This is a genomic window from Litchfieldia salsa (assembly GCF_900104555.1).
In the GTDB taxonomy this organism is placed as follows: Bacteria; Bacillota; Bacilli; order Bacillales; family Bacillaceae_L; genus Litchfieldia; species Litchfieldia salsa.
The window spans coordinates 540,815-555,698 of record NZ_FNJU01000001.1 but is presented as its reverse complement, the minus strand read 5'-3'; the positions used below and the strand labels follow the sequence as shown (position 1 = coordinate 555,698).

16 protein-coding genes are annotated in these 14,884 nt (G+C 34.9%); 11 read left to right on the top strand and 5 right to left on the bottom strand.

Translation table 11 applies throughout. The features are described from left to right. The 3 genes from BLQ56_RS02520 (at position 1) to melA (ending at position 4,462) form a co-directional block, all read left to right on the top strand. Positions 1 to 1,503, top strand: coding sequence for a response regulator transcription factor (locus tag BLQ56_RS02520; protein WP_090849571.1), 1,503 nt, complete (start codon positions 1 to 3; stop codon positions 1,501 to 1,503). 742 nt (positions 1,504 to 2,245) lie between these two features. Beyond that, entirely contained in the window at positions 2,246 to 3,058 is an 813-nt protein-coding gene (locus BLQ56_RS02510; protein WP_338011836.1) for an AraC family transcriptional regulator, read from the top strand. 105 nt (positions 3,059 to 3,163) lie between these two features. Then, positions 3,164 to 4,462: an alpha-glucosidase/alpha-galactosidase gene (melA, locus tag BLQ56_RS02505; RefSeq protein ID WP_090849568.1), complete on the top strand. Its 1,299-nt coding sequence runs from the start codon at positions 3,164 to 3,166 to the stop codon at positions 4,460 to 4,462. A 55-nt stretch (positions 4,463 to 4,517) separates the two neighbouring features. On the opposite strand, the gene BLQ56_RS02500 is transcribed toward melA, so the two are convergent. After that, on the bottom strand, positions 4,518 to 4,871 hold the full coding sequence (locus BLQ56_RS02500) for a VOC family protein (protein WP_090849566.1): 354 nt from the start codon (positions 4,869 to 4,871) through the stop codon (positions 4,518 to 4,520). Between the two features lie 260 nt (positions 4,872 to 5,131). Between BLQ56_RS02500 and BLQ56_RS02495 the strand changes: the two genes are divergently transcribed. Beyond that, complete coding sequence (locus BLQ56_RS02495; protein WP_090849564.1) at positions 5,132 to 5,356, top strand: hypothetical protein; 225 nt, start codon at positions 5,132 to 5,134, stop codon at positions 5,354 to 5,356. A 288-nt stretch (positions 5,357 to 5,644) separates the two neighbouring features. Then, positions 5,645 to 6,940: an MFS transporter gene (locus BLQ56_RS02490; protein WP_175490164.1), complete on the top strand. Its 1,296-nt coding sequence runs from the start codon at positions 5,645 to 5,647 to the stop codon at positions 6,938 to 6,940. Between the two features lie 166 nt (positions 6,941 to 7,106). Here BLQ56_RS02490 and BLQ56_RS02485 read toward each other — a convergent pair whose 3' ends face one another. Beyond that, positions 7,107 to 7,568, bottom strand: a complete 462-nt coding sequence (locus tag BLQ56_RS02485; RefSeq protein ID WP_090849562.1) for an RDD family protein — start codon at positions 7,566 to 7,568, stop codon at positions 7,107 to 7,109. 312 nt (positions 7,569 to 7,880) lie between these two features. Continuing rightward, positions 7,881 to 8,507 (bottom strand): hypothetical protein, encoded by a 627-nt coding sequence (locus tag BLQ56_RS02480; protein ID WP_090849560.1) that lies wholly within the window; start codon positions 8,505 to 8,507, stop codon positions 7,881 to 7,883. 390 nt (positions 8,508 to 8,897) lie between these two features. Here BLQ56_RS02480 and BLQ56_RS02475 point away from each other — a divergent pair, with 390 nt between their 5' ends. From BLQ56_RS02475 to BLQ56_RS02450, 6 genes are all read left to right on the top strand, one after another. Continuing rightward, positions 8,898 to 9,713: an imm11 family protein gene (locus BLQ56_RS02475; RefSeq protein WP_090849558.1), complete on the top strand. Its 816-nt coding sequence runs from the start codon at positions 8,898 to 8,900 to the stop codon at positions 9,711 to 9,713. A 281-nt stretch (positions 9,714 to 9,994) separates the two neighbouring features. Next, positions 9,995 to 10,699, top strand: a complete 705-nt coding sequence (locus tag BLQ56_RS02470; protein WP_139163058.1) for an imm11 family protein — start codon at positions 9,995 to 9,997, stop codon at positions 10,697 to 10,699. Positions 10,700 to 10,907: 208 nt separating this feature from the next. Beyond that, on the top strand, positions 10,908 to 11,462 hold the full coding sequence (locus BLQ56_RS02465) for an imm11 family protein (protein WP_090849554.1): 555 nt from the start codon (positions 10,908 to 10,910) through the stop codon (positions 11,460 to 11,462). An 18-nt stretch (positions 11,463 to 11,480) separates the two neighbouring features. Continuing rightward, entirely contained in the window at positions 11,481 to 12,287 is an 807-nt protein-coding gene (locus BLQ56_RS02460; RefSeq protein ID WP_090849552.1) for an imm11 family protein, read from the top strand. 19 nt (positions 12,288 to 12,306) lie between these two features. Beyond that, on the top strand, positions 12,307 to 12,867 hold the full coding sequence (locus tag BLQ56_RS02455; protein WP_090849551.1) for an imm11 family protein: 561 nt from the start codon (positions 12,307 to 12,309) through the stop codon (positions 12,865 to 12,867). 52 nt (positions 12,868 to 12,919) lie between these two features. Next, a complete protein-coding gene (locus BLQ56_RS02450; RefSeq protein ID WP_090849549.1) occupies positions 12,920 to 13,516 on the top strand; it encodes an imm11 family protein in 597 nt (198 codons plus the stop codon). 298 nt (positions 13,517 to 13,814) lie between these two features. Here the strand turns inward: BLQ56_RS02450 and BLQ56_RS02445 are convergent, their stop codons facing one another. After that, positions 13,815 to 13,937: a YjcZ family sporulation protein gene (locus tag BLQ56_RS02445; RefSeq protein WP_090849547.1), complete on the bottom strand. Its 123-nt coding sequence runs from the start codon at positions 13,935 to 13,937 to the stop codon at positions 13,815 to 13,817. Between the two features lie 26 nt (positions 13,938 to 13,963). Next, positions 13,964 to 14,080 carry a YjcZ family sporulation protein gene (locus BLQ56_RS02440; protein ID WP_090849545.1) on the bottom strand — a complete coding sequence of 39 codons (117 nt, stop codon included), beginning with the start codon at positions 14,078 to 14,080 and terminating at the stop codon, positions 13,964 to 13,966. Positions 14,081 to 14,884 lie beyond the last annotated feature (804 nt).

The window sequence follows — 14,884 nt, the reverse complement described above, 5'->3', positions numbered from 1 at the left end:
ATGAAATTGGTGATATTTGTAGTCGAAGATGAGCATTGGGCATTAAAAGAGTTGGTAGAGTCTCTAAAAAAATATGAGCATCAACATCGCATTTTTGCTTTTGAGAACGGAATAGATGCGCTTTCTAAAATGGAAGAAGTCATCCCAGACCTATTAATTACGGATATTACGATGCCTGGAATGACAGGGCTCGAACTAATTGAGTCTGCTTTAAAGATTGAATCTACTATTAAAAGTATTATTTTAACCGTTCATGATGAATTTGAATATGCGCGAAAAGGAATTGCATTGGGGATTTTCGATTATTTGTTAAAACCTATTAAGCGGGAAGCTCTTTATGATGTGATTGATCGAGCGCTAGAGAAAATAGAAGCTGAAAAAATAGAGCTTCAACATCATCATCAATGGTCTATTAATCAATTACTTTTTTCATCGAATCCTGATCATTCTATTGGGAATGAGTTCGAAGAGAGACCTTTTATCATCACTTACCTATTACTTGAAAATTGGAAAGCCTCTAGAAGCTGGGATAGTTTGAACATAGATAACGAAACTATCAAAGCGCATTTTCAAGATGATTTGAAGGGGGAAATGAAAATCGTCACCATTGACAGTCAAAGGAAGCTTCTATTAATTCCATATCAGAGTATCAGAAACACTCAATTACAGTCTATAATGGATGGATTCTATCAATATATGAATCAATATGGGATGGTTCATGTTAGCTATGGGGTGAAAGATACTAACTTATCCTTACGCAAAGCATTCGATGATGTTCACAAAAGACTAGAAATGCATCTTTTATTTGGACAGTCTTCACTCGTTGAACAAGATCAAACAAATGTGGATAGAGATTTGACAGAGATTTGGATGAAAGTTCGGATCTTAGAAGTGAGTTTACGAAATGGTGACTTACATAAAGTTCAAAAACAAGTTGGTGAGATCATCCATGAAGTTGCTGACCAAAGGATGACAGTAAGAGAACTTTCACAATTAATCAATAATATGTATTACGCGATTATGTATAAATTAACGAATCAAACCTACAATGTGGAACATTCATGTTTAAACCTAAATCGATTAAGTGAATTCTCAAGCTATATAGAATTAGAAGAATGGTTGGTAGAAATGCTATCGCTTCTTAGTGAACATAATAAATCGATGGAACTTACACCAAAGAACCTGATTCCAAAGGTGATAGACTGGATCAAACATTCTTATCAAGATAATATTACGTTTCAACAGTTCGCAGACGACCACCATGTTAGCTTAAGTTATTTATCCCGAGAGTTTAAAGAACAAATCGGAGTGACCTTTTCAGAATATCTGATGGAATTTAGAATGAATAAGGCAAAGAGATATTTTGATGAAGGATTAGAAAGATCAAGTGAAGTAGGGTACTTAGTTGGCTATCAAGATCCAAAACACTTTCGCACAGTATTTAAAAAGATGACAGGGATGACTCCACGCGATTTTCTATCTAATAGAAGCAGAGTGAGGTAAGGGGACGGTTCCTATGTATCATTTTTACGAGAGAGAGGGTTGTTCTGTTGGCCTTTTTAGCAGACAATAAACGTCTAAATAGAAAACAGAACGATTGGATATTAATGTCCAGTCGTTCTGTTTATTTTGCTAATGATAAACCCTATAGGAAAGATGGCAAGAGATTTGTCCACTGATCTGATCATTCTTAGATCCAAATCCCTTTAAAATTTTCAATATATTTACGTATATTTATAGGCTTTTTTCCTGTTACTTTTTTTATAGTCATGTTTAACTCCTTTTGGAAGACCAAGCTTTGTTGGGAGATGAACACCTACGACAACATTAACAAAACCTTGATCTTCACTTATTCACTCATAAAGCATCTGATGTCACACCAAAATGCTCCAGTATCTCAAGCTTTTGATTCTTAGCAAGAGGGGTTTGAATGATTCGGAAGAAGGTTCTGAACCTGTGAGTAAGGTTTCGAATCATTCAGAAGTGGGTTCTGAGCCTGATGAGTTAGGGTTTTGAATCATTCGGAAGAAGGTTCTGAGACCAATGAACTCCAAGGGGTTTCATTCTTGCATGATAAAATCAAATAAATTATTGTAGAGAAAGAAGTAGGTCAAACATCCTTTGGTTTTACACTGATATAGAATGGTTAGCATTTATAGTTTGGGGTGATTTTATAAAAAAAATCAATCATTACAACTCATACGGATTTAAACTTAAGGGGGAGTAGCAAGAGCGTGTTGCTGGTATTCATTCGATTGGTAAGGAATATAGGTCAAATGAGGTTTATGAATGGAATGGTTTAAAGCGGAGTGAGAACGGAAGAGTGATCTTTCAGTATACGCTAGGCGGAAAAGGTGCAATTCGAATTGGTGAAAACACGTATTCACTTAAAAAGGGTGAAGCATTTTTAGTTCAGCTTCCAAGTGATCATGAGTATTATTTGCCAGACGATTCAAGCCATTGGGAATTTGTTTATATGACCGTATATGGTCAAGAGGCCCTTCATTATTTCCATACCCTTACTGAAAATTATGGGCATATATTGGAGCTATCGATAGATTCAAGACCGATAAAACATATTTTTCATTTACTAGATCGAATTCAAACGATTGGAATTCAACATTCCTATGATGCGTCAGCATATGCTTATTCTTTCTTAATGGAATGCATGCAATATTTTCAGCATGACCAGAATGAAGGTGAGAAATTACCTGTTTCCATTGCAAAGGCAGTAAATTTCATTGAACAACACTATCAAGAAGATCTGACTCTATCTTCAATTGTTGATATCTCTGGTTTGTCAAAATATCATTTTGCAAGATTGTTTCACAAAACAGTTCATGATACGCCAATTAAATATTTAACTAAAATTCGAGTGAATCATTCATTAGATCTTTTACAAAAGAAAGAGTTATCGATTGAAGAAGTCGCAAGAAGTGTTGGTTATACAAATGCGAATTATTTTACTAAAGTCTTTAAGGGTGTGTTGGATGTAACACCAAGTGAGTACCGTAATAGCCAATCATTTATGCCTGTTAATCAATTATTTCTCGATTAAAAAAGGAGCAATATTTTACTTATATCAGATTTATTTACGATTGTTTAAGCGTTTTCTCCCCGTTAATATTGTAGGTATAGAAATGAATTTGAGGGAGGAAATGAAATGTCTAAAATTACGTTTTTAGGTGCAGGAAGTACAGTGTTTGCTAAGAATGTACTAGGGGATTGTATGACGGTAGAAGCACTACAGGACTTTGAATTTGCATTGTTTGATATTGACCATGAAAGATTAACAGATTCAGAGATGATGTTAAATAATATGAAGCAAAGCTTGAACTCAAGCGTGAATGTAGTAGCTTATCATGATCGTAAAGAATCATTACGAGACGCGAAGTATGTGATTAATGCCATTCAAGTTGGTGGCTATGATCCCTGTACCATTACAGACTTCGAAGTCCCGAAAAAATATGGATTGCGCCAAACGATTGCGGATACGTTAGGAATTGGCGGTATATTCCGTAACTTAAGAACCATACCTGTCATGCAGGAATTCGCTCGTGATATGAAGGAAGTATGTCCTGATGCCTGGTTTTTAAATTACACGAACCCAATGGCTGTTTTGACAAATGTGATGCTTCAAGAAGGAATTAAGACGGTAGGGTTGTGTCATAGTGTCCAGATTTGTGCAGATCATTTATTAGATGCACTTGATATGCCAAAAGATTGTATACATTGGAAAATTGCCGGGATTAATCATATGGCCTGGTTATTAGAGATTACCCGTGATGGGCAAGACTTATATCCAGAGATTAAAAGAAGGGCCAAAGAGAAGCAAAAGGAAAAGCATACTGATATGGTTCGCTTTGAATTGATGGATAAGTTTGGCTATTATGTAACAGAATCTTCAGAGCATAATGCAGAATACCATCCTTATTTTATAAAAAATAAATATCCTGAGCTTATTGAGAAATACAATATTCCATTAGACGAATATCCACGCCGTTGTGTGAATCAAATTGAGGGTTGGAAGAAAATGCGTGATGACCTTGTTCATGATAAGAACTTGCACCATGAACGTACACATGAGTATGGTTCCTATATCATTGAGGCGATGGAAACGAATAAGCCATTTAAAATTGGTGGTAATGTATCAAATAAAGGAAGGTTAATCAGTAACTTACCTGAAAATGCTGTTGTCGAGGTTCCTTGTTTGGTGGATGCAAGTGGAGTCACCCCAACATATGTAGGGGATTTACCAGAGCAGCTGGCAGCATTGAATCGCACTAATATTAATACACAGTTATTAACAATTGAAGCAGCACGAACTAGACAGAAGGAAAAGATTTATCAAGCAGCCCTGCTGGATCCTCATACTGCAGCTGAATTATCGATTGATGACATTATTTCCCTGTGTGATGACCTGATTGAAGCACATGGTGATTGGTTGCCAGAATATAAATAAGGTTTTCCTAATGGGTGCCAGGCACCACCGAAATTCAGGTGCCTGGCACCAAACCTTAACAATGACATATCATTAGTAAATTCCCATCAGGATCTTTGAAATTAAACCAATGTCCGTTCTCTATATCGGTAACGAATTCAACATTACGCTCTTTCATGAATTGATATGCTTTATGTATGTCGTCAGTATTGAAATGGAAAGCGGGATTTTTGTATAGAGACTCCTCATCATAAATGTTACTGTCCAGAACAAGGTTCAACCTATTATCAAGCGGAATACAACACAGATGACCTGCAATTATTTCATACTTAGGTTCTAAATTAAGGATTGAACAATACCATTCACGTGCATGTAAAATGTTACTTACAGGGATAAAAATCGCTCCAACCTTACTCGAAATAATACTCATATTAGCACTCTCCTTATTATTAAAGACTCTCATTAACCTGCCACTAGCAAATACCTTTTCTTTGCTCAATGTTACTGCGAATAATTCTACAATAACAGCGCTAAATCCTACTGTGATTGACAGATTTTTACTGATATTTCTCTATAGATAAGAAAGTAACACATAGTATTAATAAAACTGAAAATAATACGGGTGAGGTGCGTACTTTAATTGCACGTGTAAGAACGGAACAATCTCTACTTGTAAAAGGAGATGAAAGAGTGAAAGATGTTGCTAATGCGATCCATATAGGTGAATTAATTGCTGTCTCAAGGGTGTTTCAACTTAATCCGTATAAAATGATTACCTTGATTGAGAATGGTTTAATGGAGGTATTTGAAAGTAAAGAGGGATTTCTTAATAAATACGGAAAAAAGGAAACGTATGAAGAGTTAGAAGATTGGTGTGAGTTGAATAATGGGAAAGTTATTACTAAACCTAAATAGGGAGTCGTGTCTGAGTAAATGCGAGGTTCGGACTCAGTTGTGTTTGAAATTACTATTCTTGTCTGAAGTCATGCTAGGTTCAGACACAGTAGGAAGTCATGCTAATCGAACTCGTTGTACGAGGTTACATTTCAACAATGTTTTTTTAAAATAAACAAGGTATAATTCTTACCTAATATGATTGGCCATACAATTATAATATTGTATGGTTTTTTTGCGCGTGTTATGATGATTCAAATCTAGTTAGAGGATAAATGAAGTAGGTTAATAGAAAGGTAGGTTCGCCTAATGTCTAATAAAGAAAGTGCAGAAGTGATGAGTGGTGAAGATGCTTTAGTGCAAAGCTACATTAACTCTTCAGAAAAGCAACAGCAGTTATATAAAAGAACATTGTTTGTTGTGATCATATCCCAAATTTTTGGCGGAGCAGGACTTGCAGCAGGAATAACGGTTGGAGCACTTCTAGCACAAGACATGCTAGGTGCAGATAGTGGCACAGGTTTACCTACCGCTCTATTTACCTTAGGCTCAGCAGGGGCAGCATTTCTTGTGGGAAGGCTTTCTCAGCGGTTTGGACGTCGATTTGGACTTTCGCTTGGCTTTTTTGCTGGAGGTATCGGTGCCTTGGGAGTAGTCATTTCAGCAGTAACAATTAGTGTCCCCCTTTTATTTTTTTCACTACTTATTTATGGGGCAGGAACGGCTACAAATTTACAAGCACGCTATGCTGGGACTGACTTAGCACACTCAAAACAAAGGGCAAAGGCGATAAGTATGGCAATGGTTTCTACCACATTCGGTGCTGTTGCAGGTCCCAATCTGGTTGGGGTAACGGGTGAGTTTGCGCTATCCATAGGAATTCCTGCTTTAGCTGGTCCATTTATATTAGCTGCTATAGCATACTTACTTGCTGGTTTAGTTATATTCATTTTACTTCGTCCAGATCCCTTTATCATTGCAAAAGCAATAGCAGAAACGAAAAGAACAAGCGCTGATTTACTTTCGAAGGAAAAACCTAATTTAATATCGTATAACAGGAGAGGTATTTTTGCAGGAGCTGCAGTGATGGTCCTGACTCAATTTGTGATGATGGCAATTATGACAATGACACCCATACATATGGGACACCATGGACATGGTTTGAACGAGGTAGGGCTTGTTATTGGATTTCACATTGGTGCGATGTTCTTACCTTCATTAGTAACGGGTTATCTTGTTGATAAGGTTGGCCGTGTTGTGATGGCGACTGCATCTGCTATTACGCTCCTTATTTCTGGCAGTCTAGCGGCTTTGGGACCTGCTGATTCGATGATCGTGCTGAATCTGTCACTTATCTTACTAGGACTTGGCTGGAATTTTGGTTTAATTAGCGGCACAGCGATTCTTGTGGATGCAACTTCACCTTCTACACAGGCTAAGACTCAGGGATCAGTAGATGTTTTGATTGCTTTGTCGGGAGCATTTGGAGGAGGTTTATCTGGAATGGTTTTAGCGTATTCTAGTTTTGCAACTCTTTCAATGGCAGGTGCAATGCTTTCATTACTGCTTATTCCGATTGTTATTTGGGCAGTTAGAAATAAGTGAAAAGGAGAAGCAGTGCATCATGAATTATAAATAGATAAACTCTTTTATTAAAAATGATAAAAGAGTATATCTTGATTTAATCCTTCTTAGATTATCCCGCCATCAATAAAATAATTTGCTTAACTTAAGGAAATATAAGTGTTCATATTACTTGTTAATTTGGTTACTATTTATAAACAACATAGGTACTAGCCAACTTATCATGTAGTCCTTGCTTCTTTTTAGTCCAAGCTATCATTAAATAACTAATGCCTAGTGTAAAATAAGATAAGTTAGTCAACATATAACGCCATAATGCACGAAAGAAGGATAATTTATGCCCATGTTTATTGACTATTTTCATTCGTAAAATAAGTTTTCCAGGAGTTGCTCCTAACCAGGATACTAAAATAACAAAATAAATAATACCTAACATTAAACCTATTACACTACTATTTGCATCATACCTTTCATATTCCGGAATGGGGTCACCTAAGACATATGGTAGATATTCTGAAATCTCAGCACCAGTTATATTAGTGAAAATAAGTAGGTCAATCATATAAAATGGTATAAAAAAAATAATGCAGTCAAGAACTAACGCTAGAAACCTTTTTCCTAATCCTACATACTTCATTTCTTCTGTCATTGTCTTCTCCCTTTCTTTTCTAAATTAGACTTGGATAATCAAGAATATTGTATCATGATTTAATTTATAATTTTCAAAATATTTATTACATGTTCTCTTTGAAAACTAATTAATTTGTACAAGGGGGTGACGTGTCTAACATCTACTGTAGCGAGATAGTACTGTACTGTTATGCTTTATTACGTTATGGCTGGAGTTGCTTGTTATGTTGGCGGGAAATTGCTTTTGATGAAAGTACTTGCGAAATAAATATATATGTAATTAACGACAACAAGCATTACTGCTTCCAGTAATGCTTGTTGTCGTTGTAATCTATATTCCAAATTCACGTTCAAACGTCTTATGTAATAGATAGTGTTGTAATCCTTTTGAACTTAACAATGCCTTTTTCGCATAATCTTTTGCAGTTGGTAAGTTGTTAAGTTTCTTTGCATGTTCGGCTAATATAACATCCCGCATCCATGGGCTTGGAAGTTTTTCCATTAATTCAACAGCACCATCCAAGTCACCTTCTTCTAAGAGGATGATAGATTGATAGTATAAGCGATAATGCAGTTGTTTGATTTTACTGACATGCAATTTTGCCTCGGCTATATCCTTGAAATACAATGCCTGAACAACCCTATACATAGCTTGACGTGACTCTTGGTTAGATTTCTTTAATAGCTTATCTGTTAGTTCCTTCACTTCATCATCCATTTCGTTTGCTAACGCATAGATCATATAAAAGTTAGGATTTTTATTATTTTTCAGTAAGAATCGTTCGATCTTATCAATATTCGTTTCAAATAGAACGGTATGAAGAATTGGATAAAAGACAATGGCTAGAATCAAGAGAAATACAAGCACGTTTGTAAAAATAGTTTCAAGATTAAAATACTCTAATACGAAAAAACTTAGAAAGCTGAGGATGAATGCAATCGCATATCTCCATTTCATTGTTAACACCTCTTTGTCATTTATAATATAGGACAAGTTTCGATACTTATTGATACGTTTCATCATAACAGGAAGTTCCGTTTATTTGAATATGTTGTTAGTTAACTGGAATTTAATACTGTACGAGTGCTATTGAACTGTCCCCTTTTCCTCTCGTCCGATCCTCGTTTATGTCTTCCGTCTGATTATAGTAGCCCGAAATAAGATGCCCTTTCACAAAATAATACAACAAAAAGTAATAAAATTTTTCAATATTTATGCAACTTTTACAAATTTCGACAAAAACCAAATTCGAATTTTAGTATTATATGGGAGTTGTAACCATAGCTTTTAAATTAAATCATATAATTCAACTCGCAGCGTATTTTTGCAGAAGAGGTGTGTAAGAAGATGAAGGTATGGCAATTAACTCGTCAGTTTGATAAATATGAGGTATTCACTTTCTTGAATGATCAAGATAGTGAACTATTTAGTGAAAACTTTCTTGGTGAACCAATGAAGGAAAAATGGAGACCGATCCAAGTAAAAATATACTCAAAGGGCAAAGAATCGGATTCTCCAGATGGTCTTTTATTGGCGCCTCTTTTTAGTGAAAAAGCCGTAGAAGTGTTGCGTGACTTTTTATTGGGAGAAAAGGTTGAGTTACTATCATTCACTACTTTAAATGGGAAACCGTATTATGCAATGAATGTTATCAATGTTTTAGATAGTATCGATGGAGAAAACTCAGAAGTTGTAAGAACTAGACGTGGAAGAATATTATCATACGAACGTTTTGCTTTTCTAGAAGAAAAGGTTATAGGGCAAGATATCTTCAAAGTACTTAATCATGAGTCAAAAAGGGTTATAAGTTCAAAAGTGTTTGTTTCAGATCAATTTAGAAGGAAAGTACTTGAATCTAACCTAGAGGGTTTTGATTTCATTGAAGTTTGGGACTCTACTAATGTAAATATTAAAAGTGAGTATTTACAGCAACCGTTGCAAAACAAAGAAGTCGATGACAAATCAACTACCTATTCTTTTGATGAAGCTTCTAAAATAGCTGAAAATCAAAATAAAACGTTTGTTAGTGATAAATGGGCGATTCGTTTTGATGAAGACAGAGAGTTCCAAATCGGTCAATTGCAAGAAGATGGTTCCTACAACTGGGTTAATCCAATCTATTACCCTCCGATTTTTATTGGGATGAAGTGGAAGGAATCTTAATAAGTTTTGTCATTAAAAAGGTCAGTATTTATACAATTATACTGACCTTTTTCTTATTATGGGAAAAGGGCAAGTCCACAGTTCATACAGTTTTAATAGTCTAATAGTTTTAGGGTAAGTATCGTATCATTATGTCTTAGCTTAAGGATGAAACTAGAAACGAAACGGGTGAAAGTATGAGAGTTTGGTTACTCCAAAGTGCATTTAGTCAATTTTTTGAATTTGGTTTTACGAATGAAGTAGACCGAAAGATGTTTAGAACAGAGTTTAGGGGGAATTCTATGACTCAAGGATGGAACCCTATACATATTAATAAATTTAAAGAAGGAAATGTAAGTGACTTCCCTGCAGGCCTTTTATCAGTTCCTACATTTAGTGAAAGGGCTATTAATGTATTAGGAGATTTATTTGCTGGAAAAGTTGAACTGCTTCCTTTGCTTACAGAAGTTGCAAATTCATATTATGCAGGGAATGTCGTAAATGTTTTAGACTGTATTGATGAAGATCATGCAGAGGTAAGGTTGTTTGATGATGGACAAGTGATGAAATACACGAGGTATGCATTCTTAGAGGATAAAATAAAGGATGAGGATCTATTTAAGATTTTAGTTCATGATTCAAAACGAATCTTAAAGACAAAAGTATTTGTTTCAGATCGTTTTAGAGAAGCAGTTCTCGAGGCAGGACTTAAGGGCTTTGAGTTTATTGAGGTTTGGGATTCGACTAATTATGAAAAAAAAATTTCGACTGTTCATGAAGAAAAGTTCCTCCAGGATCATTCAATAGAATGGCATACTTTTGAGTTAGCATCAGAGCTAGTAAGAAAACATAATAAGATAGTGTTGAGTGGCGAATGGGCGATTCGTCTTGGTAATGAACAACAAATTCAAATTGGACATATGCAAGAGGATGGCACATACCTTTGGTTAAACCCTATTTATTATCCCCCTGTTTTTATTGAGATGAAGTGGAGAATCTTAGAGTAAAATGATGTGACTACCGAGGTCTATTGAAGAATGTATTTTGCGGTTGTTTCCTACATGATGGAATATCTTTTTTTGTTGTCTAGGGAAAAGGTTTTGTCATTCGTTTAAAAGAGTAAAATATGCACTGTTCTGGAAAAAAATAGTTGAAGGATTCTAGCTTTGTTGTATGATATTACTATATTTAGAAGTAATAGGGTGAGGTAGTATCATGAAAATATGGTTACTAAAGAAACTATACGGAAATTACGAGACACTTAAGTTTGAAAATGATAATGACAGTAATGTGTTTCATGAAGGCTTTAGAGGTGTTTCAATGGGCGATTTGAAGCGGATTGATGTCTCTACCTACAATAAAGGACGAAAAAGTGATTTTCCTGCAGGATTACTAAGTCCTCCAGTCATGAGTGAAAAAGCGGTTGAAGTATTGAGAAGTCTATTAGAAGAAAAAGTTGAATTTGTTCCCATGCATAAAGATAATGAGAAATATTATGCAATAAATGTAGTGAATACACTTGATTGTATTGATCCTGAGTTATCTGAAGCAAGAACATTTCACGGGATCACCATTGAATATCCTAAAATTGTTTTTAAGTCAGAGGTAGTTGTTAGCCAAGATATCTTTAAGTATCTTTTTCATGATTCAAAAAAAGTTCAAGTAGTAGATGTATTTGTTTCAGATGCTTTTAGAAATAGAGTTATAGATTCCGGTTTAGAAGGATTTGATTTTATTGAAGTGTGGAACTCTGAGTCTACTATTAATTGATAATACAGGAGAAACCTCATGAAAGTATGGTTACTAAAAAGGGCATATGCGAATTTCGAAGTATTTCGTTTTTCCGACCAAAGTACTGGGAAACTTTTTAGAAAGAACTTTAGAGGTGTTCCTATGTCTGAGAACTGGGAAACCTTACAAATTGAAACCTTTAAAAAAGGTCAAAAGAGCGATTTTCCGAGTGGTCTTTTATCCCCACCTAGTTTTAGTGAAAAGGCAGTACAAGTGTTAGGAGATTTGTTAAAGGGGGAAGTTGAACTACTTCCGATGATTACTGAAAACGATGATAAATATTATGTTGGGAACGTTACAAATATACTAGATTGTATTGACAAAGATAACTCAGAAGTAGAAGTAGGTGAAGGTGGATTAGTGGATGACTATTTAAAATATGCTTTCATAGAAGATGTTATAAAGGATTGTCATATATTTAGAATAGTCACTCATGATACGTATAGACTGTTGAAAACGCAAGTGTTTGTTTCAGATCTTTTTAGAGAAAAAGTGTTAGAGGCTAGACTTAGTGGTTTTGAGTTTATAGAAGTATGGGATTCTACTAAACGTATGATAAGTTCAACTAAAAACAAAATATCTTCATTTCATAGAAACTCAGAAAAATTCTATACATTTGAAGAGGCTTCTATGTTAGTGAGAAATCATAATAAAATAGTATTGAGTGATGAATGGGCGATACGGCTTGGAGAGGACAAAAAAGTACAAATTGGTCACCTTCAAGAAGATGGGACATTTCGTTGGCTCAATCCAATATATTATCCACCTATGTTTATTGAGATGAAGTGGAGAATCTTAGAGTAAACGTAGGAGGAATTTTAGTATGAAAATATGGTCATTAAATAAACAATACGGAAAATACGAATTATTAGGATTCCTTAATGAAAAAGATAGTGATGTTTTTCAAAAAGAGTTTGTTGGTATTACGATGGAAAACAACTGGACTCCAATGGAAGTAACAACTTATAAAAAGGGAAAAGAAAGTGATTTTCCAGCAGGGCTTTTATCTCCTCCTGTGATTAGTGAAAAAGCCGCAGAAGTATTAGCAAATTTAATAGAAGGTCAGGTAGAGGTTTTACCATTAATAATAGATCATAATAGGAAATATTATGTAATCAATGTAGTAAACGTTTTAGATTGTATTAATCCAGAGTTATCGGTCTCCAGAACGTTTCATGGTAGAACAATGGAATATACAAAATATGAATTTATACCTGAAGTAATAGGTGGGCAAGATATTTTTAAAATCGTATTTCATGATACTAAGAAAATACTGAAATCTGCTGTATTTGTTTCAGATATCTTCAGACAGAGAGTGATAGACTCTGGGCTAGAAGGCTTTGATTTTATAGAGGTTTGGGATTCTACTAATATGGGGCTATGACCATTAAATTAGATGACTAGCGGAGCTTTTTTAGAAAGGTGGACGGTGACTCGTGAAAATATGGTTATTACATAAACTATACGATGATTACGAAACATTAAGCTTTTTAAATGAAGATGATAGTCAATTCTTTCATGATCATTTTAATGGTGTACCGATAAAAGATATTTGGATACATAATCAAGTGGGAATATATAAAGGTGGTAAAAAGGGGGATTTTCCTCCGGGTCTTTTAGCTCCACCAGTTTTTAGTGATAAAGCGGTTCAAGAATTAGAAGACGTGTTAGGTGATATGGTAGAGGTACTGCCTATTAGCAAAGAATCAGAAAAATACTATGCCATAAATGTTATAAATGTTCTTGACTGTATTGATGGTGAAAAGGCAGAAGTGAAAAGGTTTCGCTCTGGTTTGATCATGAAGTATAAAAAATATGCTTTTAAAGAGGAATGTTTGGAAGGACAAGATATATTTAAAGTTGTGGATCATGAAGAAAAGAAATTAATAAAAACCCAGGTATTTGTTTCAGATAAATTTAAAGATAAGGTAATAGAGTCAGGGTTGAAGGGATTTGACTTTATAGGAGTCTGGGATTCTGAGTCTACTAGTGATATCACTCAACAAGCAGACAAGTCTGAGGAGAAAATGTAACCTTTGACGAAGCATCAATTCTTGCTGAGAAGGAAAATAAAACGTTTGTTAGTGATAAATGGGCGATTCGTTTTGATGAAGACAAAGAGTTCCAAATCGCTCAATAGCAAGAAGATGGTTCCTACAACTGGGTGAATCCAATCTATTACCCTCCAATTTTTATTGGGATGAAGTGGAAGGAAGTACAATAAATAATCAATTAGACTGAACGCGTTTTTTTATATAAAAGTGCATTGTAAGGTAAATGAATTATATACATAAAAAAATAGAAGGCCATAATGACCTCCTACCTACTATATTAACACCAAGCAGCTCCTACAATGATAAGTAGGATAAAAAGAACAACAATCAATACGAATGAATGATTAGTCGTTCCATATGAAGCAACAGGTGCTGTGTAACCATAACCACACCAAGACATATTTTTCACTCCTTTATCTTGTGTTTTTAGTATCCATATCCTGTATAGGAAGTTCCTACAATGATAAGTAGGATAAATAAAACAACAATTAGTGCAAATCCTGCACCATATCCATAACCGCCTCCTGCAACTACACCGCTCATATCAACACCTCCATTCATCTTTGTTACGTTATCTTATGCAAGATATCTTTGGAAAGTAAGGGTTCATGTCCTGCGGCATTCGTACAATTTTCCATAAATGTCTTGGTGAACTTGTCCATTGCGTAATGAAAAGGGGATGAATACAATACAAGGTAGAGTGAATCATAATAGTTGAAGAAGATGGGAGTGAATGAATAAGGAGATCCAACTAAACGTCTAATGTAGCCTGATAGAGGACAAGCGCCTTTTTGATAAAAACTAGCAAAGAGCCCTTCCCTTTTAATAGATTCCTTAATAGAGTATAGGGAGACCTGCAAACACTCATTTAACATCTCTACGGAAAAAAGAAGCCTCAGCACCAGGCTTCTTTTTATTTGGATTATAAGGTTTATCATTCAGTCTTAGAATTACTTGTTACAAGCGCCTTTTTTATAAAATCTAGCAAAAAGCCCTATCAAACTAGTAATGAAAACATATAGTAAAGTATGCCAACCATATCACCTGCAATGGCAATGCAACTCATAACACCTCACGGAAAAGGAAGTCGTTTCATTGGCTTCCTTTACATATTTAATCAAAGGAGAAAGCATATTTATATTATCTAATTCTTTTCGTATACTTTGATAGATTCTTTTTCAATATAAGGTGGTGGTTACTAAAAAAGGATTTAATCAAAATGGCGACATCATTTGATGTCGCCATTTTTTTGTGAGATTAGGAAATAGAATTAATCACTACTACAGGGATACTTTTATTTTGGGAGGAATGAAAAAACCTTCCACTATGCACATTGTCGTGGATTAT

Excerpts from the sequence above, each read along its gene's own strand:
- BLQ56_RS02470 (WP_139163058.1), top strand. The coding sequence starts at position 9,995 with ATGACTCAAGGATGGAACCCTATACATATTAATAAATTTAAAGAAGGA.
- BLQ56_RS02500 (WP_090849566.1), bottom strand. The coding sequence starts at position 4,871 with ATGAGTATTATTTCGAGTAAGGTTGGAGCGATTTTTATCCCTGTAAGT.
- BLQ56_RS02465 (WP_090849554.1), top strand. The coding sequence starts at position 10,908 with ATGAAAATATGGTTACTAAAGAAACTATACGGAAATTACGAGACACTT.
- BLQ56_RS02445 (WP_090849547.1), bottom strand. The coding sequence starts at position 13,937 with ATGTCTTGGTGTGGTTATGGTTACACAGCACCTGTTGCTTCATATGGA.
- BLQ56_RS02455 (WP_090849551.1), top strand. The coding sequence starts at position 12,307 with ATGAAAATATGGTCATTAAATAAACAATACGGAAAATACGAATTATTA.
- BLQ56_RS02440 (WP_090849545.1), bottom strand. The coding sequence starts at position 14,080 with ATGAGCGGTGTAGTTGCAGGAGGCGGTTATGGATATGGTGCAGGATTT.
- BLQ56_RS02485 (WP_090849562.1), bottom strand. The coding sequence starts at position 7,568 with ATGACAGAAGAAATGAAGTATGTAGGATTAGGAAAAAGGTTTCTAGCG.
- melA (WP_090849568.1), top strand. The coding sequence starts at position 3,164 with ATGTCTAAAATTACGTTTTTAGGTGCAGGAAGTACAGTGTTTGCTAAG.
- BLQ56_RS02480 (WP_090849560.1), bottom strand. The coding sequence starts at position 8,507 with ATGAAATGGAGATATGCGATTGCATTCATCCTCAGCTTTCTAAGTTTT.
- BLQ56_RS02520 (WP_090849571.1), top strand. The coding sequence starts at position 1 with ATGAAATTGGTGATATTTGTAGTCGAAGATGAGCATTGGGCATTAAAA.
- BLQ56_RS02460 (WP_090849552.1), top strand. The coding sequence starts at position 11,481 with ATGAAAGTATGGTTACTAAAAAGGGCATATGCGAATTTCGAAGTATTT.
- BLQ56_RS02475 (WP_090849558.1), top strand. The coding sequence starts at position 8,898 with ATGAAGGTATGGCAATTAACTCGTCAGTTTGATAAATATGAGGTATTC.
- BLQ56_RS02490 (WP_175490164.1), top strand. The coding sequence starts at position 5,645 with ATGTCTAATAAAGAAAGTGCAGAAGTGATGAGTGGTGAAGATGCTTTA.